Below are 22130 nucleotides of genomic sequence, written 5' to 3' on the forward strand. Positions count from 1 at the left end.
CGGTCAGCGGTCCCCGTGCGGCTCGTCGTCCTCGCGCAGGTCGAGGCCGATGTCGAGGATGGGCGAGGAGTGGGTCAGGGCGCCCACCGCCAGGAAGTCCACACCGGTGTCGGCGTAGGCGCGGGCGTTGGCGAGGGTGAGCCGGCCGGAGGACTCCAGGAGCGCGCGCCCGGCGACCAGGTCCACGGCCTCGCGGGTCTGCTCCGGCGTGAAGTTGTCCAGCAGGATCAGGTCGGCGCCCTCGGCGAGGATCGGCTGGATCTGGTCGATCCGGTCCACCTCCACCTCGATCGCCAGACCGGGGAACTCGGCCCGGACGGCCCGGAACGCCTCGGCGACGCCGCCCGCCGCGACCACGTGGTTGTCCTTGATCAGTGCCGCGTCCGACAGCGACATCCGGTGGTTGACGCCACCGCCGCAGCGCACCGCGAACTTCTCCAGGGAGCGCAGTCCCGGAGTCGTCTTGCGGGTGTCGCGGACCTTGGCCTTGGTGCCCTCCAGGGTGTCGGCCCACTGGCGGGTCGCGGTCGCGATGCCCGAGAGCCGGCACAGGATGTTCAGCGCGCTGCGTTCGCCGGTGAGCAGATCGCGGGTGCGGGTGGTGACGGACAGCAGCTTCTGGCCGGCCTCGACCCGGTGGCCGTCCTCGACGTGCCGCTCGACCGCGAACTCGTCGGTGCACACGATGGACAGCACCGCCTCGGCGATCCGCAGCCCGGCGACCGTGCCGGCCTCGCGGGCCGTGAAGTCGCCGGTCGCCACCGCGTCTTCGGGGATGGTCGCCACGGTGGTGACGTCCACGCCCTGGTCGAGGTCCTCCTCGACGGCGAGGTGCGCGATGTCCTCGACCTGGACGGGGTCGAGCCCGGCGGCCACCAGGAGCGCGGCCAGATCGGGGTCCAGACCGCAGGTGAGCGGGTCCAGCTCGTAGGCGCCGTCGTCACCGCCGCCGCAGCCGCAGGCGTCGCCGCAGCCGCCGCTGCTGCCGGGGCCGTCGGAGGGCCCGCCGATCTGGAGGAGGGGGAGGTCGTCGGGGGTGCTGCTCACGGGGTGGGCTCCGTATCGGGGGAGGTGGTCGGGGTGGCGGGCTGGGGCTCTTGGGTTGTCGCCGGGAAGCCGGCGGTGTCCGTGGTGTGGACGGTCAGCGCGCGGTCCGCGTCGAGGGTGATGCGGAAGTGGCGGCGCCAGAAAGCATCGTCCCGGTCCGGGTGGTCCTCGCGCCAATGGCAGCCGCGGGTCTCCTCACGGCGGTACGCCGCGGCGACCAGCACCCTGGCGACGCACAGCAGGTTGGTGGCCTCCCAGGTGTCGACGCCGGGCTCGGGGGCCTTGCCGACGGCGTGCCCCGCCTCGCCCGGCAGCGCCGCCTCGCGGTGGATGCGGTCGAGTTCCGCGGCGGCCCTGGCCAGGCTCCGGGCGCTGCGCAGCACACCGGCGCCGGCGGTCATGATCCGCTGCACCTCGGTACGGGTCTCCGGCGCGAGCAGGCGCAGGGCCGCGGGCGGCGGGGCGGCCGGGGTTCCCGCGTACGCCTCGGGGGCGGGGCGCTCCACGATGTCCGCGGCGATCCGCTCCGCGAACACCAGGCCCTCCAGAAGGGAGTTGGAGGCGAGCCGGTTGGCGCCGTGGACGCCGGTGCAGGCGACCTCGCCGCAGGCGTAGAGGCCGGGCACGGTCGTCCGGCCGTGCAGGTCGGTGCGGACGCCGCCGGACGCGTAGTGGGCGGCCGGCGCGACCGGGATCGGCTCGGTGACCGGGTCGATGCCGTGGGCGCGGCAGGCGGCGAGGATGGTCGGGAAGCGCTGCTCCCACATCTCGGCGCCGAAGTGCCGGGCGTCCAAGTACATGTGGTCGGTGGCCTGTTCGTGCGCCCGGCGCATGATCGCCTTGGCGACGATGTCGCGCGGGGCGAGCTCGGCGAGTTCATGCTGCCCGACCATGAAGCGGACGCCGTCGGCGTCGACGAGATGCGCTCCCTCGCCGCGTACCGCCTCGGAGATCAGCGGCTGCTGGCCCTCCGCTTCCGGCCCCAAATACAGGACGGTGGGGTGGAACTGGACGAATTCCAGGTCGGAGATCTCGGCGCCGGCGCGCAGCGCGAGGGCCACGCCGTCGCCGGTGGAGACGGCCGGGTTGGTGGTCGCGGAGAAGACCTGGCCCATGCCGCCGGTGGCCAGGACGACCGCCGGGGCGTGCACCGCGCCGACGCCGTCGTGCTGGCCCTCCCCCATCACATGCAGGGTGACGCCGGACGTCCGGCCCTCGGCGTCGGTGAGGAGGTCGAGGACCAGCGCGTGCTCGATGGTGCGCAGCCCGGCGGCGCGGACCGCCTCGACCAGCGCGCGGGTGATCTCGGCCCCGGTGGCGTCGCCCCCGGCGTGCGCGATCCGGCTGCGGTGGTGGCCGCCCTCACGGGTGAGCGCTATGTCGTCGCTGCCCGGTGCGGTGTCGAACCGCGCGCCGCTCCGGATCAACCGGTGGACGGCGTCCGGGCCTTCCGTGACCAGGGTCCGTACGGCCGCCTCGTCGCACAGTCCGGCGCCCGCGACGAGGGTGTCGTCCAGATGCTGCTCGGGGCTGTCGCCGTCGCCGAGAGCGGCCGCTATGCCGCCCTGCGCCCACCGGGTGGAGCCGTCGTCGAGACGGGCCTTGGTGACGACGACGGTCCTGCGGCCGGCGGCGGCGCAGCGCAGCGCGGCGGTCAGACCGGCCACTCCGGAGCCCACGACGACGACATCCGCATCGATCGACCAGCCGGGGGCGGGGGCGGTCAGGCGTATGCCGGTGGTGCCAGGGGCTGCGCCTGGGTCTATGCCTGGTCCAGTGGCGGTCATCGGGTCGCTCCGAGGGGGCCTTGGGGGTCGGTGGGTGGGGCGGGAGTCGCGGGGGTGGCGGGGCTTGCCGTGGTTGCGTGGGGCTTCGTCCCGGGGGCGGCCCGAGGGCCGAAGGTGAGGCGGATGTTGTCGATGAGGCGGGTGGTGCCGACCTTGGCGGCGACCGCGAGGATCGCCTCGCCCTCGTACGCGTCCGTGATCTCGGTGAAGTCGGACGGGTCCACCAGGGCCAGGTAGTCGAGTTCCAGCGGCGGATCGAGCTGGGCGGCGTCGTCCAGGACCGTGTGGGCCGCGGCGCGCGCCACGGACGGGCCGTGCGGCAGCGCGCTGGCGGCGTACGCGACGGCGTGCGCGTCGGCGGCCGCCCGGTCCTCACCGAGGGCCGCCAGCGCCGCGGAACGGCGCTGAGCGGCCTGCCCGCCGGAGGCGGCGCGGGCCCGCAGCGCCTCCTCCGCGGTGAGCCGGTCGCGGGCCGCGAACAGCGCCGCGGACAGTGCGAGCGCGGTGCGCCGCTGGGCCCGGGACAGGTAGCGGTTACGGCTGGAGAGGGCCAGGCCGTCGTCCTCGCGGACGGTGGGGACACCGACGATCTCCACGGGGAAGTTGAGGTCGGCGGCCATCCGTGTGATGACGGCGAGCTGCTGGGCGTCCTTCTGCCCGAAGAACGCGACGTCCGGGGCGGAGAGGTGCAGCAGCTTGGCCACAACGGTCAGCACTCCGTCGAAGTGCCCCGGGCGGCTGGCGCCCTCCAGGAGGGTGCCCATGGGACCCGCGGAGATCCGGATCTGCGGCTCGCCGCCCGGGTAGACCTCGTCGGCCGACGGCGCGAAGACGACGTCCGCGCCCGCCTCGCCGGCCAGCACGACATCCGCGTCCAGGGTGCGCGGATAGCGGTCGAGGTCCTCGGTGGGGCCGAACTGGAGCGGATTGACGAAGACGGTGACCACGACCTGGCCCTCCCCGCCGACCCGGGCGCGAGCGGCGCGGATCAAGGTGGCGTGGCCCTCGTGCAGCGCGCCCATGGTCATGACGACGGCCCGCCGGCCGGTGCGGCGCGGCAGGTCGCGCAGGGCGGCCGCGGTGTGCACGAGCTGTACGGGCGGGGTCGGGGGCGGGGACGACGGGGAGGAGGAGGACGAGGAGGACTGGGACGACGGCGAACCCGGGGCCTGCTGGGCGTGCGGGGGCGGGGTGGTCATCGGTCGCCTCCGTCGGGGCCGGGGTCGGGGTCGGGGGCGTCGTCGGAGCCGGGGGCGGGGGCGTCGTCGGGGTCGGTGGGGGTGGCGTCGGGCTCGCCGCGTCGGCCGTCCGATCCGCCGTCCTCCTGGTCGTCCCGCACCTCACGCGCCTCGCGGGCATCGCGGTCGTCCCGCGTGTCAGACGCACTGGACTCTCTGGAGTCTCTGGACTCACTGAACGCACCTGGCGCATCGAGCACCTCAGGCGCAGCGGACACATCCGATGCATTGGGCACATGGGCGAGGACGCCCAGCAGGTCCTCGGCCAGTTCCGGCTTGAGCAGACCGTGGGCCAGCGCCCGGTCCGCCGTCGTACGGGCCATGGCGAGATACCCGGCGACGCTCTGCGGCGCATGCTTGCGCAGCTCGGCGATATGGGCGGCGACGGTACCCGCGTCACCGCGCGCGACCGGCCCGGTCAGGGCCGCGTCACCGGACCGCAGCGCATTGTCCAGGGCCGCGCCGAGCAGCGGGCCGAGCATCCGGTCCGGGGCCTCGACACCGGCCGCGCGCAGCAGCTCCATCGACTGGGCGACCAGCGTGACCAGGTGGTTCGCGCCGATGGCCAGCGCCGCGTGATAGAGCGGACGAGCCGCTTCCGCGATCCACTCGGGCTCCCCGCCCATCTCGATGACCAGCGCCTCGGCGGCCATCCGCAGCTCTTCGGGCGCGGTCACACCGAACGAGCAGCCCGCCAGCCGCTGGACGTCCACCGGGGTGCCGGTGAAGGTCATGGCCGGGTGCAGCGCGAGCGGCAGCGCCCCGGCGCGGGTCGCCGGGTCCAGCACCGAGGTCCCGAAGCGCCCCGAGGTGTGCACCAGCAGCTGTCCCGGCCGTACGGCACCGGTCTCCGCGAGGCCGCTGACCAGGCCGGCGAGGGCATCGTCGGGGACGGTCAGCAGAACGAGATCGGCGCGGGCGAGGACCTCGGCCGGGGAGACCAGCGGGACGTCGGGCAGCAGCGCCGCCGCACGCCGCACGGACGCGTCGGAGACACCGGAAACCGCGACCGGGCGGTGCCCTGCCAGCTTCAGCGATGCGGCAAGAGCAGGCCCGACACGGCCTGCGCCGACGACTCCGACGGTGAGCCGGGCGGGGCGGTCCTGGGCCTCGATGGGTGGGTTTGCGTTCACGCGGCGATGGCCTTCCGTTCCAGTCCGCGGGGGGTACCGGACGATTCATCGCCATGCTACGCGAGTGTTTCCGAGGGGCTTCTGGGCCGTACGGAGGGTGAGACGCGCCTCTCCCGCCCACCCGAAACCGCCTCTGCTGCGGTTTTCCTCCACCTCGTTTCCTCCGATTCTCGGGAGTTATCCACAGGGGTCGCGGGCCGGCACGGCGCTGAGCCATGATCGATGCATCGGCGCGAACGGAAGAACGGGGCGGAGCCTTGGACGAGAACGGGCAGACGCGGGCGCGGGGGCGCGACCAGGGCGAGCGCGAGCGCAGCGGGGGAGCTGGGGAAAGCGGCGGGGACGGGCAGAGCGGGGGTGCCGCGGATTCGTCCGGCTCCCCGGTCGGCCGGGAGCGGCTGCTGGCGGCGTGGCACGGCTCGAAGCGGATGCTGGTGGGCGGCACGTCGGGCGAGACGATCCGCGAGCGGCTGAACCGCCTGCTGGCCGACGCCCCCGCCGCGTACGACCTGGACAGCTGGCTGGATATGTACGGCAACGAGGACGGCATAGTCGGCGAGCTGGAGCGCCGGACCGCCGAAGCGCTGGGAATGGAGGCCGCCGCCTTCTTCCCGACCGGCACGATGGCACAGCAGGTGGCGCTGCGCTGCTGGGCCGGGCGCACGGGCAACGCAACGGTCGCCGGTCATCCGCTCTCCCATCTGGAGGTCTACGAGCGCGATGCGTATGCCGTGGTCAGCGGGCTGCGCATGGTGCACCCCACGACCGAACCACGGCTGCCGACCGCCGCCGAGCTCCATGACCTCCAGGAGCCCTTCGGCACCCTCACCGTCGAACTCCCGCTGCGCGACGCCGGCTACCTGCTCCCCGAGTGGGACGAACTGACCGCACTCGTCGAAGCGGCGCGGGAACATGACGCGACAGTGCATTTCGACGGCGCGCGAATATGGGAATGCGGCCCGCATTTCGGCCGTTCGCTCCCGGAGATCGCCGCGCTCGCGGACAGCGTCTACGTCTCCTATTACAAGTCGCTGGACGGCATATCGGGCGCCGCGCTGGCGGGCCCGACGGACTTCGTCGAGGAGGCGCGGGCCTGGCGGCACCGATATGGCGGGCAGTTGTTCCAGCAGTGGCCGACGGTGCTGGCCGCGCTCACCGGACTCGACCGCGAGCTGCCGCGGCTGCCGGAGTACGTGGCACACGCGAAGGTCGTCGCGCAGGCGCTTCGGGAGGGGCTGGCCGAGGCCGGCGTGCCGTGGTTCCGGGTGCACCCGGAGGTACCGCACACCCACGATTTCCAGATCTGGCTGCCCCACCCGGCCGAGGCGCTGAACGAGGCCGGCGTACGACAGGCGGAGGAAACCGGAACGACGCTGTTCCGCAAGTGGTTCGAGGAGGGCCCCCTCGGACTGTCCATGACGGAGGTGTCGATCCGCTCATCCGCCATGGACTGGACAGCCGAAGACGTCCGGACCGCGCTGCGCGACTTCTTGGGGAGGGTGCGGGCGTGAGGTCTTAGGGGGTGGGGGGGCGGGGGCGGGGCGGTCCCCTACCTCCCCGCGCCTTGCCCCGCACCGCGCCTACAGGGCCCAGGCGTCCTGGGGGTCGTCCAGCCAGGCCCGTTGGCCGTGTTTGTCCACGGTCAGGCCGAAGCGGGCGAAGCCGGGGCGATCACGCGCCTCCCACCAGCGGTAGGCGCTCTCCGCCTCGTCCCACAGCCGACGGGGGCCCGACTGCCAGACGCGCGCCGTGTCCCCGTCGCGGAACATCACGCACGCCCATGAGCGGTCGGCCAGCCCGTAGAACCACACGGGCCGCGCCCCGTCCCGCTTCTCGGCGACCACGTGCCAGCAGTCGCGGACCCGCAGCCCCAGAGCGAACCGCACGGGGCTGAACTTCTCCCCGACGAACTCGGCTTCCGTGATCCCCGTGGAGGTCTCGGCGCCATCCGCCACGCTGCCCGTGACGTAGTCGGAGTGCACGACGGGCGGACGGCGCTGCGCTCGTAGCTTCATGAACTCAACGGGCCCCGTGAAGCCACCTGACGCACTCTCACCATCCCGCGCGACGACCAGCCGGGCGACCGCGTCCCCGTTGCTGTAGTGCGTCCCCCACGGGGCCACGATGACCCCGCCCGGCCGACCCTGCCGCACCCAGGCGAACGGGACCTCCCGCACACCGCAGGTCGCCATGATCCGGTCATACGGCGCACCCTGCGGACATCCCAGGAACCCATCTCCATGAACGACGCGGACGGGCAGCCCGAACCGCTCAAGAGCCGCCCGCGCGGAAGCCGCGACGGCGCCGTCCACTTCCACGGTGACGACGTTGCCGGCGCCCAACCGGTGCGCCAGCAGGGCGGCGTTCCACCCCGTACCGGTGCCGATCTCCATCGCCCTCGCTCCGGGCCGCACATCCAAATCCCGGAGCATCGAGAAAACGACCGAGGGCATCGACGCCGAGCTGGTGGAGACCTCGCCCGGCTCGGTGCCGCTGTGCCGCCCGTCGTCCCACTGCGTGACGATCGGCACGTCAGCGTCCGCGTACCCCTGCCACCCGGCCGGATCATCCGTCTTGGAAACGGCCCTGCTCCGCCCCGCCGCCATATCGAACGGCCAGATCAGGTCGGGCAGGAACGCGGAACGGGGCACCGCTTCGTATGTGGGCGCCCAATCTGGAGTGAGGACGCCGGCAGACAGGAGGGCGCGCCCGAGGTCGCCGGGCTGCCCCTTCTGCTCGTTGGCAGCCATGGGTCAGAGGGCCTTGGGCGGATTGGGGACACCGGGGCCGCCGTCAGGGGTCGGGGTCGGGTGCGGGCCGGGATAGGGCTCGCCCGGCAGTTTGTCGCCGCCGCCCCGGGCAGCTGCGCTGTCTGCGGTACGCCACTCATCAGGACTCATGACACTCATGACACTCTCCTTGCTTCTCGCTGTTTCCCCGAAGATCGCTACCAGCAGGGCCTCTTCGCGCTGCCGGATGAGGCATTCACGCAGCCGCGCGACGAACTGCGCGGCAAACACGGGATCCACGGACAGCGCGAGCAACTCCCGCCGCAACTGCCGCTCGTGGGGCATCAACGCCCGTACGGGATCCGCGAGTTGAGAACGTCGACGCCACCAGTCCGCCGACCAACGAGCGCCCCTCACCGCTTCCCCGCCCCCGTGCCCTCGCTCCGCTCGTTCACCTTCCTGAGCTTCTCGGACAGGTCCCCCGTGTCGCCCGTAGGCCGCTGCTCTTCCTGGTCCATCAGGAGGCCACCTTCACACCGTGGATCCAGCGCGGCCCCGCATCGATCCCGTACGTGGCCAGCCACAACGCCCGCCGCCTGCCGCGCTGTAGCCGCACACACTCCCGCGCCTCATGCGCCACCAGATACGGACGCACGAGGGCGGAGTCCTCACCCCGAAGCAGCTCGGTGTGGGGTACGGGGAGGCGGCGGGGCTGCGTCGGCCTCGGGACGTCCGCGCATGCCGCCGGGGACGGCGATGCACCGGCAGACCGATGACGTCCCGTCGCGGGCAGTAACAGACGTAGCAGCAACTCAATGAGCCGGATAACGTGTTGCATGTCGTCAACCTCTGTGGGGTTGAGGGCCACGCCCCCGGACGTCCAGCAACGTCGCGGGGGTCTTGCGTGTGGCCCGTGCTGTCGTTCGGGCATCCCAAAGCAGGCCGAAATCGGCCGAACGACCCTTTACTCTGGGTGAGTTCATCGTTGCTCAGTGAAAGAGCCGAACTCAACGCTGAGCGCGTGACAATTGCCAACTGTCACGAAGCACGAAGGGGGATGCCGTGAAGCGACGCAACGCGACAGGGGGAACGGCGGCCACCACGGCCGCCGTGTTCGGCGAGGTGCTGAAGCATCACCGGGAGGCGGCGGACCTGACCCAGGACGCCTTGGCGCGCGAGATCCCGTGCGACCGTTCGCACGTGGCGCGCGTCGAGGCGGGCACCCGTGTACCGCAGGACACCTTCGCCAAGAGGTGCGATGAACTCCTCGACACTGGTGGGGTGTTGCTTCATCTGTGGGCCCGCATCGACTGGTACCCGGAGGTGCGGCATCCGGACTGGTTCGAGCGCCGGGCCGAGATGGATGCGGAGGCGGTGGCCCTGCGCGCGTATCAAGAGCAGGTCATCCCTGGCTTGTTGCAGACGCCGGACTATGCGCACGCGCTGTTCGCCCAAGTCGCGAGCGGTGATGAGATCGAAGAGCGCGTACGGGCCCGATTGAGTCGCCAGCCGCGCTTTCTGGCCGACGGCGGCCCGCTGTACGTCGCCGTCTTGGACGAGAGCTGCCTGCGCAACGCGGTGGGGAGCCCCGAGGTCATGCGTGACCAGTGCGCGCATCTGCTGAGCGTCGGACAGCGCCCCAACATCCGTGTCCAGGTAGCCCCGGCGGGCCTGTTCGGGGTCGTCCGCCCCCGTAGCTCCATGTCACTGATCGAACTGGCCGACGAGCGGTGGGTGTACTCGGAATCGCTCGACCGCGGCCATTTCACCAACGATCCGTCCCTCTATGCGCTCCACAGCCAGACCTATGATGTGCTCAGGGCAGACCTTCCGTCAGCCCGCGAGTCCGCCGCACTGATCATCGACGCGATGGAGGGGTACGAGCAGCATGGACAGACACGATCTCAGCGCGGCGATCTGGACCAAGAGCAGCTACAGCGGAAACAACGGCGGCGACTGCATCGAGGTGGCGCTCACCTGGATGAAGAGCAGCTACAGCGCGCCAAACGGCGGCGACTGCATCGAAGTAGCCCCCGGTTTCCCCCACGTCGTCCCCGTCCGTGACAGCAAGAACCCTCACCGCCCCGCGCTGGTCTTCCCGGCCGCCAACTGGGCCTCTTTCCTCGCTGCGGTCAAGGGCGGGGAGTTCCCCAACCCCTGACCGGCCAAGCCTGCTGACGCTCTATCGGCACTGGCTATCGGCACTGGACGTGCGTCTCCCCCCTCGCGGCCAAGGCCGCCCTCATCCGGCGTATGGCGCGCACCACGCGCCCCGGGCGAATCTCCCGGGCGGCGCGGACGGAGCCGGTGCCCGGGAGGATGGGCGCCGCCTCGCCTCGCTGAGCGGCGCGGTACGTGTCGAGCATGTGCTGCTGGGTTGCGTTCATGGCAGTCAGCGTGCGCCGCTCCCGCCGTCCGGGGCTCGTCGATTGACGGGAGCAGTCAATCGACGTCGTTGCAGGTCGGGGCGCGCGCATCATGGACCATGAAGGACACAAGAGAACGGGAACGGGGGCGGGTTCATGAGTGTGTGGATCGATATCGCGGGGCTGCCCGCTGAGCGCATCAATTTCAGCCCGTCGCCGCTGGCGGAGCTCGGATTCGCTCTGCACACCCTCGCCGAGCCCGCGCACCACCCGGGTCTGCACGGCTGGACCACCGCCACCGCCGCCGCTCTGAAGCCCGATCTCGCCGACCGGCTGCATGAGGCGGTGTTCCTCTGGGGCGCGACGTTCTCCGACATCACCTTCGCGTTCGCCGCGCTCCCCGAGCGTGCCGGGCAACCGGGCACCACGCTCGCGGAGGACCTGGACCTGCTGGACCGGCTGGACGACGAGTTGTATGTGGCGGCCGCGCTGGAGATCTCCTGCTCCAGTTCGTACTGCGAGGGCGGTCCCTCGCCGCTGGTCGACGCGCGTTCCCGGGAGCAGGCTCTGGAGCGGGCCACCGCCCGTGGGCCGCGCCAGGCGGCCTTCGCGCGGCGGCTGCTCGCGGACCCGCCCGCCGTACGCGCCTGGATCCGTCGGCTGTTCGAGGACTGTGAGCAGGCGTTCTTCGCGGACGTCTGGCAGCGGGTGGGGGTCCAACTGGCCGCCGACGCCCGGCACAAGACGGAGCTGCTGCGCCGCAAGGGGCTGGCCGAGGCGCTGGCGGAGGTGTCGCCGGCGGTTTCGCTGGACGAGGAGCGGTCCCGCATCGTCATCGACAAGATGGCCCACGGGCGTACGACTGCGGGGGATCCGGCGGTCGGTCCTGGTGTGACGCTTGTGCCGTCCTCCTTCGGCTGGCCGCATCTGCTGGCGCTGCACGCGCCCGGGTGGCGACCGGTGGTCATCTATCCCGTCGCGGCGCCCGAGTTGTCCAACCCGCCGTCGGTGGAGCTGCTGGAGAACCGGCTGACCGCGCTGGCCCACCCGATGCGGATCCGGATCTGCCGTGATCTGGCGCGTTCCGCCTACACCACGGGCGAGTTGGCCAAGTCGAACCGCATCAGCGCGCCGGAGGTCTCCCGGCATCTCGCGATCCTGAAGAAGGCGGGGCTGATCCAGACCCGGCGGCGCGGGCGGTATGTGCTGCACCAGCTGGACCTCATGGTGGTGGCCCGTCTGGGCAGCGACTTCCTTGAGGGCATCCTGCGCTGATCGGCTTGCCGAGCACCGAGCACCGAGCATGCGCTGAGCGGCCGAACGCGGGGCCGCCGGACCGACCCGCGCGGCCCCGGACCCGCTACGCGCCCGCGCCCGCGCCCCCGGCCCGCACCAGCCCCGTCTCGTACGCGAGCACCACCGCCTGGACGCGGTCGCGCAGGCTCAGCTTGGTGAGGATCCGGCCGACATGGGTCTTCACCGTGGCTTCGGACAGCACCAGCCGCGCCGCGATCTCGCCGTTCGAGAGTCCCTGGGCGACCAGCAGCAGCACCTCCCGCTCACGCTCCGTCAGCCGCTCCAGCTCGGGGCGCTTCGGCTCGGCGGAGGTGGTCGGCAGCATCGGCGTGAAGCGGTCCAGGAGCCGGCGGGTGGTGGACGGTGCGACGACCGCGTCGCCGCTCTCCACCGCCCGGATGGCGGCGAGCAGTTCGCCCGGCGGTACGTCCTTGAGCATAAAACCGCTGGCCCCGGCCTTGAGCGCGGAGAAGGCGTATTCGTCGAGGTCGAAGGTGGTCAGGATGAGGACCTTCGGCGCGCCGTCCTTCTGGCCGCCCTCGCAGATCCGCCGGGTGGCCTCCACCCCGTCCAGGTGCGGCATCCGGACGTCCATGAGGATCACGTCGACCTTGGTTTTGCGCAGCACCTCCAGCGCCTCCACGCCGTCGCCCGCTTCCGCGACGACATCCATGTCGGGCTGCGCGGCGAGCACCATCCGGAAGCCGGTGCGGAGCAGCGCCTGATCGTCGACGAGCATCACTCGGATGGTCATGGCAGGGGGATCCCTTCAGGTGTGGGGCTACAGCGTACGGAGCGGGCGAGGCGGGTGGAGCGGACAGGCAGGGCGGAGGGGGTGAGCGGGACGGCTCCGGCGGCCGGCCTCACCGGGCTTGGCCAGCCACCGGCCTCACCGCTCCGGTTTGGGCCGGCGGCCGGCCTCACCGCTCCGGTTTGAGCGGCAGCACCGCCCCGATCCGGAAGCCGCCGCCCTGCCGCGGTCCCGCCTCCAGGCTGCCGCCGACCATGCCGACGCGTTCGCGCATCCCGATGAGGCCGTGTCCGAGGCCGTCCGACCCGCCCTCCTCGTAGAGCTCGTGCTGCGCGCCCCGCCCGTCGTCCTCCACGAGGAGACCGAGTTCGTCGTCCTTGTAGGAGAGCCGGACGGTCGCGGCGACTTCCGAGCCGCCGTGCTTGCGGGTGTTGGTGAGCGCTTCCTGGACGATGCGGTACGCGGTCAGCTCGACGCTGCTGGGCAGGGGCCGCGGGTCGCCCTCCACCCGGAAGTCGACCGGCAGTCCCGCGCCGCGCACCTGGTCTATGAGGTCGGTGAGCTGCTCGACGCCCGGCTGGGGGACGTATTCGCCGCCCTCGGGTTGTTCGCCGGTGCGCAGCACGCCCAGCAGCCGGCGCATTTCGGCGAGCGCCTGGCGGCCCGTGCCGGAGATCGTCTCCAGTGCCTGCCGGGCCTGGTCGGGGGCGGTGTCGAGGACGTAGGCGCCGCCGTCCGCCTGCACGACCATCACCGAGACGTTGTGCGCGACGACGTCGTGCAGCTCGCGGGCGATACGGGCGCGCTCGGCCGCGACGGCGATCTGGGACTGCGTCTCGCGTTCCTTCTCCAGGCGGGCGGCCTTCTCCTCCAGCTGTGCCCAGTAGGCGCGGCGGGTGCGGATGGAGTCGCCGAGCACCCAGGCCAGGATGAAGGGCACGGCGAACATCACCGTGACGAACAGGGCTTCCCATATGTTCCGCGTGTCGGAGACGCTGCCCAGGCGCCATGCGGCGAGTGCGGGGCCGACGATCGCGCCGGCGAGGGCGAAGCGGGCCGCCCAGCGGCTGACCGAGGTGCCGGATGCGACCGTGTAGATGATCACGAGCATCGCGAAGTTGGCGATGGTCGGTTGGATCACGATCAGCTGGGCGATGCCGATGGCGGTCGCCAGCAGCATCATCTTCACCGGCATACGGCGGCGCAGCGCGATGACGACGCACAGGCCGACGTTGAAGAGCATGACGGGGCTCTCGTGCCCGCTCTCTTCGGCGAGCACCAGGGCGCTGAACCCGAGCAGGAGGAGAGCCCAGAAGCTGTCCACTCCCGTCGGGTGTCTGCGGAGGAAATCGTAGAGGCGCTGCACGTAACCCAGCGTAGGCATTCGATATAGGTGTACGAGTCAACCGGAGGAGCGATCCTGCGCGCGGGGCGTACTCCCCAAGGTGGAGACCGGAGTGGCCGAAGTGTTGGGGTGGGCTTGGCCGATGTGCCGACGTGTGGCTTGGCTGAGGCGCCGACGTGCGGTTTGGCCGAGCCTGCGCCCTGGCCGGGGGTGCGTGTCCGGACCGCCCGTACCGTGGGGCGCGTGACGAACAAGCGGAACCAGCGGGATGCTCCGGATGAGCGGAACGCCCCGGATGAGCGGGGCGCGCTGAACGGGCAGGGCACGCCGGAGGCACCGGAGACGCCGGAGACGCCGGGCGAGTGGTGCGGCTGGCGCGAGGCGACCGAGCGGGCGCTCTACGGCCCGGACGGCTTCTACACCCGGCCCGGTGGACCGGGCCCGGCCGGCCACTTCCGCACCTCGGTGCATGTCTCGCCCCTCTACGCGGGCGCCGTCGCCACCCTCCTCCGACGCGTCGACAGCGCACTCGGCCACCCGGACGAGCTGGCCCTCGTCGATGTGGGCGCCGGGCGCGGCGAGCTGCTGACCGGCGTGCTGGCCGTATTGCCCGATGCGGTGAGCGCGCGGCTGCGCCCGTACGCCGTCGAGCGCGCCGCGCGCCCCGAGGACCTGGATCCGCGCATCGACTGGCGGGCCGAGCTGCCCGCCCCCGGCACGCTCACCGGGCTGCTGTTCGCGAACGAGTGGCTCGACAATGTGCCGGTCGATGTCGTCGAGACGGACGCGGACGGCGTGCCGCGCCGGGTTCTCGTACGCGCCGACGGCACGGAACGGCTGGGCGAGCCGGTCGACGGGGCGGACGCGGAGTGGCTGCGCCGGTGGTGGACGCCGCCGCTGGCCCCGCCGCCGGGCGCCGTCCCATACACCCCTGGGTCCGGCCCGCACGACGGGGGTTCCGGCCCGTACGACGCCGGGTCCGGCCCGTATGACGAGACTTCCGGCGCGCAGCCCCCGCACACCGTCCCGCCCGGCCCCACCCTCGCCTCCCCCGACCAGGTCCCCGTCCCCTCCCCCGGCCTGCGCGCGGAGATCGGGCGGCCGCGCGACGCCGCCTGGGCGCGGGCCGTCCGCAGCCTGCGCGCCGGGCTCGCCGTCGCCGCCGACTACGCGCACGACCTCGCCGACCGCCCGCTCTTCGGGACCCTCACCGGGTTCCGTGAGGGCCGCGAGGTGCATCCGGTCCCGGACGGCAGCTGCGACATCACGGCGCATGTCGCGCTGGACGCCTGCGCCGGTCCTTCGGCCGAGCTGCTGACCCAGCGCGCGGCGCTGCACGCCCTCGGTGTGTCGGGGCGACGCCCGCCGCTCGCCCTCGCCTCCACCGACCCGGCCGGGTACGTACGGGCCCTCGGCTCGGCGGGCGCGGCGGCGGAACTGACCGACCCGGCGGGCCTGGGCGGCTTCGGCTGGCTCCTGGAGCCGGTGGGCTCGGCCTGCGCGGGGCTGCTGAAGTCCTGATGACGCCCTGAGGGGCGGGCGCGGGCCCCGCGCGTTCCGGAGCAGGCCCGTCCGCCGCCCCTCCCCCGCGTCCTGCGACACTGTCCCCATGACGGACACGATGAGGGAGACGACTGTCGGCGTCGGCGGGGCGGCCGAGAGCACCGACATGGTGCTCAACATCGGCCCGCAGCACCCGTCCACCCACGGCGTGCTGCGGCTGCGCCTCGTCCTCGACGGGGAGCGCATCCAGCATGCCGAGCCGGTGATCGGCTATATGCACCGCGGTGCCGAGAAGCTCTTCGAGGCCCGCGACTACCGCCAGATCATCATGCTCGCCAATCGTCACGACTGGCTGTCGGCCTTCTCCAACGAGCTGGGCGTGGTCATGGGCGTCGAGCGGATGCTGGGCATGGAGGTCCCCGAGCGTGCCGTGTGGACCCGTACGCTCCTCGCCGAGCTGAACCGTGTCCTCAACCATCTGATGTTCCTCGGCTCGTACCCGCTGGAGCTGGGCGGCATCACGCCCGTCTTCTACGCCTTCCGGGAGCGCGAAGAGCTCCAGAACGTCATGGAGGAGATCTCCGGCGGCCGGATGCACTACATGTTCAACCGCGTCGGCGGCCTCAAGGAGGACCTGCCGGCCGGCTGGCTCGGCCGGGCCCGGCAGGCGGTGGCCGATGTCCGCTCCCGGATGGACGTCTTCGACAACCTGGTCCTGGGCAACGAGATCTTCCGCGGTCGGACGCGTGGCGTCGGCGTCCTCGCGCCCGAGACGGTGCACGCGTACGGCGTCTCCGGGCCGATCGCCCGCGCGTCCGGTGTCGACTTCGACCTGCGGCGCGACGAGCCGTATCTCGCGTACGCCGATCTGGCGTCCACGCTGAAGGTCGTCACCCGCGAGGAGGGCGACTGCCTGGCGCGCTTCGAGTGCCTGCTGGAGCAGAGCCACAACTCCCTCGATCTCGCGGACGCCTGCCTGGACCGCATCGAGCAGCTGCCGCCGGGGCCGATCAACCAGCGGCTCCCCAAGGTCCTGAAGGCACCGGAGGGCACCACCTACTCCTGGACCGAGAACCCGCTGGGGATCAACGGCTACTACCTCGTCTCCAAGGGCGAGAAGACCCCGTACCGCCTCAAGCTGCGCTCCGCGTCGTACAACAACATCCAGGCGCTGACGGAGCTGCTGCCGGGCACGCTGGTCGCCGACATGGTCGCGATTCTGGGCTCGCTGTTCTTCGTGGTCGGCGATATCGACAAGTAGGCGGCGGCCGGAACGGGCGTCGCCCGGCGTCACCGCTCGCGGCGGAGCGTCTCCAGATGCCGCCGCAGTACGTTCCGCAGTATGTCCGGTGTGACCCGCTCCGGCTCCAGGGCGGCCTGCAGAGTCAGCCCGTCCAGCAGGGCCGACAGCCGGAACGTCTCCAGTTCCAGATCCAGGTCGTCGGACAGGCCGCCCGCCTCCTGACCGCCGCGCAGCACCCGTAGCAGCAGGGCGCGCAGCCCCTCCTCCAGCTCGACGGCATGTGGCCGCAGTTCCGGACGGGTACGGGCCGCGGTCGTGAACGCCTGCCAGAGCATGCCCTCTTCCCGGCGCTCGGCGTCCAGCGGCAGGAACTCGGCGATCAACTCCTCCGCCCGCGCGCGGTGTTCGTGCCCCGCCTCGGGGTCGAGCAGCCGCTCGACATGTCCCCACACACGGCGCTCGATACGGGCGCTGAGCTCCGTCATCGCGAAGATCAGCACTTCGTCGTGGTCGCTGAAGTAGTGGCGGACGGAGCCGATGGCGAGCCCCGCCTCCTGGGCGACGTTACGCAGCGAGGCGCCGGCCACCCCGTCCCGGCCCACGACGCGCAGTACGGCCTCGGCGACGGCACGACGGCGGGCTTCGGGGTCGACGATCTTCGGCATATTGCGATTGTGGCACACCCGAGCTAAATTATTTTTTAGCACGGGCGAGCCAAAAAGCTCCGCCATTCGCGATTCACCACTCGGCATCTCGGCATCTCGGCATCTCGGACTGAACATCCATCAGGGGGACCCCATGAACGGATGGCTGCTCGCGGCGATCATCCTCGCCGTCGCCATCGTCGTGATCATCAAGCGACTGCGCGGCGAACCGGTCAACGCCCGCGACCTGTTCGTCCCACCGGTCGTCCTCATCGCCATCGGCGTCACCTCCCTCGCCAAGGCCGACGGCCTGACGGGGACCGACTACGCCTGGGCCGCCGCGGGCGCCGTCCTCGGCTGTGCGCTCGGTGCCCTGCGGGGTGCGACCGTCCGGCTCTTCGACCGGGACGGCGTCCTGTGGCAGCGTTACACCGGCCGCACATTCCTGGTCACCGTCCTCTCCCTGCTCGCGATGGCCGGCTACGGCCTGCTGGCGACGAAACTGGGGATGCACGAGAAGGCCCGCCCCACCCAACTGGGCATCGGCATCAGCTTCCTGGGCGAGGCGCTCGCCGTCGCCTACCGCGGCCTGGCGACCGGCACACCGTTCGCGGCGGAGCGGGGGCGGGAGCGGGTGTAGGCGGGGGCGCGGGTAGGCGGGGGCAAGAGGCTATCCACACCCTGTGGACAGCCCTCCGACCTTCCGGCCCTCCGACCTTCCGGACTGCGTGCCCCGTCCACCCCCATACGCACAACGGCTCCCGCCCCTCGGTGAAGGGGCGGGAGCCTATTGCTCTCACAAGCGAGCCGGGATCAGGACCTCACGGCGTCAGGTCAGCGCGGCAGCACGGCAGTGCGGCATCAGGAGATCGCGGTGCGCAGCTCGGCCACGTCCAGCTGCTCGGTCTCGTCGTGCGCGGTCAGGTCGATAACCTCGCCGACACCGTCACCGGACGCGGCTTCCTCCGTGGCGTCCTCGGTGGCGTCCTCTGCAGCCTCGCCGGTCTCCCCGGCGTCTGGCCGCGCCGCGGGCGTCTGCGCATCCGCGCTCGCGTCCGTACGGGGCGTCTCCTGGCGTGCCGAGTGCTCCGCGAGCGCTTCGTCGCCCACCACGTCCGCCAGGTCGTCCGCGAGCGGCGCGGTCAGCTGCCGGGGCTCTGCGGCGGTCGCAGTGCCGAAGAAGTCGAAGCCGCCCAGGGCGCGGGACGGGGAGATGCGCGGCTCGGACGGCGGCGCGACGGCAGCGGCGGCGGCCGGGACCGGGCGGAGCGCGGGTGCGGCACCGGCGTCCGTACGGGCCTGGCGCTCGGCGCCGTTGCCCTGCCCGGCGGCCGCCTCGGCCTTCCCCCGGCCCTGCCCACCGTCCTGGCCGCCCTGGCTGCTCTCGCGGGCGGCGGCCTCCCCCGTCGGCCGCGGGGCGCCCTGAGCGGAGCCCCTGGCGGTCTTCTGGGCACGGTCGCGCTGCCGGGCGGCGTTACGGGCCAGCCGGCGCAGCGCCTGGTCCGCCTGCGCATAGGCGGCGGGGGTCGGCCCGGAGGCCGAAGCGGAGGCGGGTGCTGAGGTGGGTGCGGAGGTAGGAGTCGTGCCCGAAGCCGTGTCCGCGGTCGAGGTCGTGGGGGTGGGCGCCGCCGACTGGCGCTGCGCCGGGACGCTGCCCGGGGCGGCCGTCAGCTCCTTGGCCGGGGTTCCGGCCTCTATGGCCAGGAGACGGCGGCCCTCCAGGGCGCTGGCCCGCTCGGTCTCGGCGGTGGCGTAACGGCGCAGCAGCTCGGCGTGCTCGCTGCGCAGCCGCGCCAATTCGGCGCGCTTGGCACGCAGTTTGGTGTCGAGCGCCGTACGGATCTCGCGGGACTCCTCGATATCCGTTTCGAGCTCTGCTATCCGCTCCTCGGTGCGCCACTCGTCGCGCACCCGGGCGCGGGTGAGTTCGGCGACCCGCTTGCCGGCCTTACGGTCCCAGGTCCGCAGAAGAACGGCGCCGGTTGTCGCGGCGACCGCGGCTCCCGCGGCGAGCATCCGCTGGACCAGGTCGTCGCCGACGAACCACGCGCCCGCGGCGCAGGCAATCGACGCACCGGCGACCGTGGAGGGAGGAAGCAGCCGGTGGAGGGGTGGTGAATGGCGGTGGCGTCCTCGTGGCATGGCCAGAAACTTACCGTGCGTGCGGGGCTTATGGGGCCCCGCACGCCAATCCGGTTCGTAGTGGTTACTTCTTCAGCAGTCCCTTGGACTCCAAATACGTCTGCGCGACATCCGCGGGCTTGAGCCGTTCGGCATCAACCTTGCGGTTCAAGTTGATCAAGTCTTCGGTCGTCAGCACACGCGTGAGCTTGCCGAGAGCCGTCTCGATCTCCTTGTCGCCGGCACTCTTGGCATTCACCACCGGCAGCACATTGTCGGCGTTCTGCAACTTCTTGTCGTCCTGGAGAAGCACCAGGCCGAAGTTGTCGAGCGTGGCGTCCGTGGTCGTGGTGAGCACCAACTGGTCGGTGCCGTCCTTGACGGCCTGCTTGGCCTGCGGGGTCCCGACGCCTTTGGGGTCGAGGCCGGTGATGTCGATGCCGTACGTCTTCTCCAGGCCCGGCTTGCAGAACACCCGGGTCTCGCACTCCTCACCCGAGGCGAGCTTGATCTTCTGCTTGGACCCGCCCAGGTCGGAGAGTGTCTTCAACTTGTGCCGGGCGGCGAATTCCTTGGTCACCGCGAACGCGTTCTGGTCGGTGGCCTCACCGGCCGCCAGGACCTTGAGACCGCGCGGCCCGGCGAGCTTCTCGAGCGCCTTCACCGTCTTGTCGACGTCACTGGAGGCGACGGGCTTCGCCTTGGCGCCGTTCTTCTTCGCGTTGAGGAATTCGGCAAGCGTGGAGGCGTATTCCGGAACGACATCTATCTGGCCCTTCTCCAGGGCCGGCTCATAGAGCTCCCGATTGGCCAGGGTCTGCACCCGCGCCGAGTAACCGGCGTCGTTGAGGATCCTGGAATAGATCTCGGCGAGCACCTTCGACTCGGTGAAACCGGCCGAGCCGACGACAATCTCCCCCTTCCCGCCGCCGTTGTTCTTGCCGCCCTTGTCCTCAAGGCTCTGGCCACCGCACGCGGCCAGCCCGGCCGCCAAAGCGATCACTGTGCCCGCAACGAGCGCGGTACGTGCCGCGCGCGACGTGCTGCTCATGGAATTCACCATTCGGTTCGTTCGGATCCGGTCAGATGTGGTGCGTCTGGTGACACTGAATTTCGGTGGCGCGGGGTCTGGAGTGGGTGGGGCGGGTGGCGCGGGGGCCTCGGGCGGGTGCCGCAGGGTTCCGGGGTGACTGGCCCGCCGATCCGGTACGGCAGCTTCGCAAACCCCCGGCACCGCGTCAGGCGAGTTTCCCCAACGCGACCACATCGTCATCACCGCCTGATCCGGGTGCTCCGGGCGATCGGCCTGATCCGGCGGATGCGTCTGATCGGCCTGATCCGCCCGGACCGACCTCGCCCGGCCCCGCGCCCGGCCCCGCCTCCCTCGCCGTGCGCCGTCCGCGCCGCCGACCCCGCATCGGGTCGAAGAACCGGTCCACCAGGACCAGGGCGCCCTCAACGACCAGGGCCAGTACGGCCACCAGCAGCGCGCCGGCCACCACCTGCGCGGTGTCGTAGTTGCCGAAGCCCGCCGTGATGATCCGGCCCAGTCCCCCGCCGCCGGCCAGAGCGGCGAGCGTCGCGGTCGCCACGACCTGCACCGTGGCGGACCGTATGCCCGTCATGATCAGCGGATAGGCCAGCGGTATCTCGACCCGCAGCAGCAGCTGCGGTCCCGACATCCCCATCCCGCGCGCCGCCTCGACCACATCGCGGTCCGCCTCCCGCATCCCGAGATAGGCGTTGGTCAGCAGCGGAGGCACCGCGAACAGCACGAGAGCGATGACCGTCGGCCAGTCCCCCTGGGTGCCCAGCGGACTGAGCGTCAGCAGCACCAGGACCGCGAAGGTCGGCACGGCGCGCCCCACGTTGGAGAGATTGACCGCCAGCGCCCCGCCCTTGCCGATGTGCCCGAGCCAGAGCGCCACCGGCAGCGCCATCAGACAGGCGAGGGCCAGGCACACCGCGCTGAGTTGGACATGTTCGCCGAGCCGGTGCCACACCCCCTTCTCCCCGGCCCAGTTGGCCGCGGTCGTCAGCCACTGCCACGCGCCCGTGATCGCGTCCATCGCTCAGGCCACCACCTTCGCCGTGCGGGCCCCGCGCCGGGTCCGGAGCCTCCCGGGCCGCTGCGTACGCGTCCAGGGCGTCAGCAGCCGTTGCAGTCCCAGCAGAAGCAGATCGGCTATCAGGGCCAGCAGCACGCACAGCACCGAGGCCGTCAGGACCTCCGCCTTGAAGAAGCCCTCCATGCCGCTGGCTATGAGATTCCCCAGCCCGCCGTAACCGACCACGGATCCGATGGTCGTCATCGCCACCGTCGAGACCGTGGCGATGCGCACTCCGGCCACCAACGCGGGCAGTGCGAGCGGGAGTTCCACCCCGAACAGCAACCGCGCGGAGCCGTACCCCATCCCCCGGGCGGCCTCTCGCACGTCGGCGGGCACCGCCTCCAGACCGGCGAGGATGTTGCGCACCAGAATCGTCAGCGAATACAGCACCAGGCCCGTGACGACCACCGCGGCCGAGACCCCGAACACCGGGGTGAGCAGCGCGAACATCGCCAGGGACGGCACCGTGTAGAGCACCGTCGTCAGCCCCAGGACCGGCCCCGCCGCGCCCCGCCAGCGCCGGGCCGCCAGCGCCAGCGGAAAGGCGACCAGCAGGCCGATGACCACGGACACGACCGTGATGCCGATGTGCTGGAGGGTCGCGTCCACCAACTCCTGGCTGCGGGTGCGGACATACTCCCCGCAGATCCAGTCGTTCGCCTGCAGACAGCCCGGCCCCGCGGCAATGCCTCGCATGAACCGTCACCTCCCCCGCCCTGTCGCTCACATTTTCGGTGACTGTCTGCGACCCTAACCCCCGCCACTGACAATCGGCCCGGCCCGCCATCCACGCGCAACACCGCGTTCACGACCGCC

At 71.8% G+C, this 22130-nt stretch carries 20 protein-coding genes and 1 pseudogene; 7 read left to right on the forward strand and 14 right to left on the reverse strand.

What is annotated here, in order from left to right; translation table 11 throughout:
- Nucleotides 1-3: 3 nt before the first annotated feature.
- Genes nadC through FCH28_RS33150 form a run of 4 tightly spaced genes read right to left on the reverse strand, consistent with a single transcriptional unit; the run spans nt 4 to nt 5205 of the window.
- A complete protein-coding gene (nadC, locus tag FCH28_RS33135) occupies nt 4-1047 on the reverse strand; it encodes a carboxylating nicotinate-nucleotide diphosphorylase (protein WP_136743927.1) in 1044 nt (347 codons plus the stop codon).
- Nucleotides 1044-2834 (reverse strand): L-aspartate oxidase, encoded by a 1791-nt coding sequence (locus FCH28_RS33140; protein WP_136743928.1) that lies wholly within the window; start codon nt 2832-2834, stop codon nt 1044-1046. The genes nadC and FCH28_RS33140 overlap by 4 nt, the downstream gene beginning before the upstream one ends.
- Nucleotides 2831-4033 carry a pantoate--beta-alanine ligase gene (gene panC / locus FCH28_RS33145; RefSeq protein ID WP_136743929.1) on the reverse strand — a complete coding sequence of 401 codons (1203 nt, stop codon included), beginning with the start codon at nt 4031-4033 and terminating at the stop codon, nt 2831-2833. The genes FCH28_RS33140 and panC overlap by 4 nt, the downstream gene beginning before the upstream one ends.
- Complete coding sequence (locus FCH28_RS33150) at nt 4030-5205, reverse strand: Rossmann-like and DUF2520 domain-containing protein (RefSeq protein ID WP_136743930.1); 1176 nt, start codon at nt 5203-5205, stop codon at nt 4030-4032. Before FCH28_RS33150 ends, panC begins: the two co-directional genes overlap by 4 nt.
- Nucleotides 5206-5462: 257 nt before the next feature.
- On the opposite strand from FCH28_RS33150, the gene FCH28_RS33155 reads away from it, so the two are divergent.
- Nucleotides 5463-6716 carry a threonine aldolase family protein gene (locus FCH28_RS33155; protein ID WP_246103441.1) on the forward strand — a complete coding sequence of 418 codons (1254 nt, stop codon included), beginning with the start codon at nt 5463-5465 and terminating at the stop codon, nt 6714-6716.
- Nucleotides 6717-6785: 69 nt separating this feature from the next.
- On the opposite strand, the gene FCH28_RS33160 is transcribed toward FCH28_RS33155, so the two are convergent.
- The 3 genes from FCH28_RS33160 to FCH28_RS38385 all read right to left on the reverse strand — a co-directional run bounded on the left by FCH28_RS33160 (nt 6786) and on the right by FCH28_RS38385 (nt 8589).
- Nucleotides 6786-7955: a methyltransferase domain-containing protein gene (locus tag FCH28_RS33160; RefSeq protein WP_136743932.1), complete on the reverse strand. Its 1170-nt coding sequence runs from the start codon at nt 7953-7955 to the stop codon at nt 6786-6788.
- 3 nt (nt 7956-7958) lie between these two features.
- On the reverse strand, nt 7959-8279 hold the full coding sequence (locus FCH28_RS33165; protein ID WP_136743933.1) for a hypothetical protein: 321 nt from the start codon (nt 8277-8279) through the stop codon (nt 7959-7961).
- Between the two features lie 172 nt (nt 8280-8451).
- A complete protein-coding gene (locus FCH28_RS38385) occupies nt 8452-8589 on the reverse strand; it encodes a hypothetical protein (protein ID WP_169314313.1) in 138 nt (45 codons plus the stop codon).
- A 467-nt stretch (nt 8590-9056) separates the two neighbouring features.
- On the opposite strand from FCH28_RS38385, the pseudogene FCH28_RS33175 reads away from it, so the two are divergent.
- The 3 genes and pseudogenes from FCH28_RS33175 to FCH28_RS33190 form a co-directional block, all read left to right on the forward strand.
- A pseudogene (locus tag FCH28_RS33175) lies at nt 9057-9734 on the forward strand (helix-turn-helix domain-containing protein); the annotation flags it as partial.
- An 88-nt stretch (nt 9735-9822) separates the two neighbouring features.
- Nucleotides 9823-10095, forward strand: coding sequence for a DUF397 domain-containing protein (locus FCH28_RS39535; RefSeq protein ID WP_136743935.1), 273 nt, complete (start codon nt 9823-9825; stop codon nt 10093-10095).
- Between the two features lie 361 nt (nt 10096-10456).
- Nucleotides 10457-11575 carry a DUF5937 family protein gene (locus FCH28_RS33190; RefSeq protein WP_136743937.1) on the forward strand — a complete coding sequence of 373 codons (1119 nt, stop codon included), beginning with the start codon at nt 10457-10459 and terminating at the stop codon, nt 11573-11575.
- 85 nt (nt 11576-11660) lie between these two features.
- On the opposite strand, the gene FCH28_RS33195 is transcribed toward FCH28_RS33190, so the two are convergent.
- Together FCH28_RS33195 and FCH28_RS33200 are read right to left on the reverse strand one after the other, a co-directional pair.
- Entirely contained in the window at nt 11661-12350 is a 690-nt protein-coding gene (locus FCH28_RS33195; RefSeq protein WP_136743938.1) for a response regulator, read from the reverse strand.
- Nucleotides 12351-12516: 166 nt separating this feature from the next.
- Nucleotides 12517-13713, reverse strand: coding sequence for a sensor histidine kinase (locus FCH28_RS33200; protein ID WP_136743939.1), 1197 nt, complete (start codon nt 13711-13713; stop codon nt 12517-12519).
- A gap of 288 nt (nt 13714-14001) precedes the next feature.
- On the opposite strand from FCH28_RS33200, the gene FCH28_RS33205 reads away from it, so the two are divergent.
- Nucleotides 14002-15213 carry an SAM-dependent methyltransferase gene (locus tag FCH28_RS33205; RefSeq protein ID WP_136744083.1) on the forward strand — a complete coding sequence of 404 codons (1212 nt, stop codon included), beginning with the start codon at nt 14002-14004 and terminating at the stop codon, nt 15211-15213.
- A 100-nt stretch (nt 15214-15313) separates the two neighbouring features.
- Nucleotides 15314-16456 carry an NADH-quinone oxidoreductase subunit D gene (locus FCH28_RS33210; protein WP_136744084.1) on the forward strand — a complete coding sequence of 381 codons (1143 nt, stop codon included), beginning with the start codon at nt 15314-15316 and terminating at the stop codon, nt 16454-16456.
- Between the two features lie 29 nt (nt 16457-16485).
- Here the strand turns inward: FCH28_RS33210 and FCH28_RS33215 are convergent, their stop codons facing one another.
- On the reverse strand, nt 16486-17103 hold the full coding sequence (locus FCH28_RS33215; RefSeq protein WP_136743940.1) for a TetR/AcrR family transcriptional regulator: 618 nt from the start codon (nt 17101-17103) through the stop codon (nt 16486-16488).
- A 133-nt stretch (nt 17104-17236) separates the two neighbouring features.
- On the opposite strand from FCH28_RS33215, the gene FCH28_RS33220 reads away from it, so the two are divergent.
- Nucleotides 17237-17722, forward strand: a complete 486-nt coding sequence (locus tag FCH28_RS33220) for a DUF1453 family protein (protein WP_136743941.1) — start codon at nt 17237-17239, stop codon at nt 17720-17722.
- A gap of 221 nt (nt 17723-17943) precedes the next feature.
- Here the strand turns inward: FCH28_RS33220 and FCH28_RS33225 are convergent, their stop codons facing one another.
- The 4 genes from FCH28_RS33225 to FCH28_RS33240 form a co-directional block, all read right to left on the reverse strand.
- Entirely contained in the window at nt 17944-19224 is a 1281-nt protein-coding gene (locus tag FCH28_RS33225; RefSeq protein WP_136743942.1) for a hypothetical protein, read from the reverse strand.
- Between the two features lie 64 nt (nt 19225-19288).
- Complete coding sequence (locus FCH28_RS33230) at nt 19289-20254, reverse strand: ABC transporter substrate-binding protein (protein WP_136743943.1); 966 nt, start codon at nt 20252-20254, stop codon at nt 19289-19291.
- 187 nt (nt 20255-20441) lie between these two features.
- The gene (locus FCH28_RS33235; protein ID WP_169314315.1) at nt 20442-21272 is read right to left on the reverse strand and encodes an ABC transporter permease; all 831 of its coding nucleotides are present in this window, start codon (nt 21270-21272) and stop codon (nt 20442-20444) included.
- Between the two features lie 3 nt (nt 21273-21275).
- Entirely contained in the window at nt 21276-22010 is a 735-nt protein-coding gene (locus tag FCH28_RS33240) for an ABC transporter permease (protein ID WP_136743944.1), read from the reverse strand.
- Nucleotides 22011-22130: the final 120 nt, after the last annotated feature.

Source organism: Streptomyces piniterrae, from assembly GCF_005048155.1.
Taxonomy (GTDB): domain Bacteria; phylum Actinomycetota; class Actinomycetes; order Streptomycetales; family Streptomycetaceae; genus Streptomyces; species Streptomyces piniterrae.

Bases quoted from the DNA above. Each gene is read 5' to 3' on its own strand.
- FCH28_RS33195 (WP_136743938.1), bottom strand. From the start codon at position 12,350: ATGACCATCCGAGTGATGCTCGTCGACGATCAGGCGCTGCTCCGCACC.
- FCH28_RS33240 (WP_136743944.1), bottom strand. From the start codon at position 22,010: ATGCGAGGCATTGCCGCGGGGCCGGGCTGTCTGCAGGCGAACGACTGG.
- FCH28_RS33190 (WP_136743937.1), top strand. From the start codon at position 10,457: ATGAGTGTGTGGATCGATATCGCGGGGCTGCCCGCTGAGCGCATCAAT.
- FCH28_RS39535 (WP_136743935.1), top strand. From the start codon at position 9,823: ATGGACAGACACGATCTCAGCGCGGCGATCTGGACCAAGAGCAGCTAC.
- FCH28_RS33225 (WP_136743942.1), bottom strand. From the start codon at position 19,224: ATGCCACGAGGACGCCACCGCCATTCACCACCCCTCCACCGGCTGCTT.
- FCH28_RS33230 (WP_136743943.1), bottom strand. From the start codon at position 20,254: ATGAGCAGCACGTCGCGCGCGGCACGTACCGCGCTCGTTGCGGGCACA.
- FCH28_RS33165 (WP_136743933.1), bottom strand. From the start codon at position 8,279: ATGCCCCACGAGCGGCAGTTGCGGCGGGAGTTGCTCGCGCTGTCCGTG.
- FCH28_RS33235 (WP_169314315.1), bottom strand. From the start codon at position 21,272: ATGGACGCGATCACGGGCGCGTGGCAGTGGCTGACGACCGCGGCCAAC.
- panC (WP_136743929.1), bottom strand. From the start codon at position 4,033: ATGACCACCCCGCCCCCGCACGCCCAGCAGGCCCCGGGTTCGCCGTCG.
- FCH28_RS33215 (WP_136743940.1), bottom strand. From the start codon at position 17,103: ATGCCGAAGATCGTCGACCCCGAAGCCCGCCGTCGTGCCGTCGCCGAG.
- FCH28_RS33140 (WP_136743928.1), bottom strand. From the start codon at position 2,834: ATGACCGCCACTGGACCAGGCATAGACCCAGGCGCAGCCCCTGGCACC.
- FCH28_RS33210 (WP_136744084.1), top strand. From the start codon at position 15,314: ATGAGGGAGACGACTGTCGGCGTCGGCGGGGCGGCCGAGAGCACCGAC.
- FCH28_RS33220 (WP_136743941.1), top strand. From the start codon at position 17,237: ATGAACGGATGGCTGCTCGCGGCGATCATCCTCGCCGTCGCCATCGTC.
- FCH28_RS33160 (WP_136743932.1), bottom strand. From the start codon at position 7,955: ATGGCTGCCAACGAGCAGAAGGGGCAGCCCGGCGACCTCGGGCGCGCC.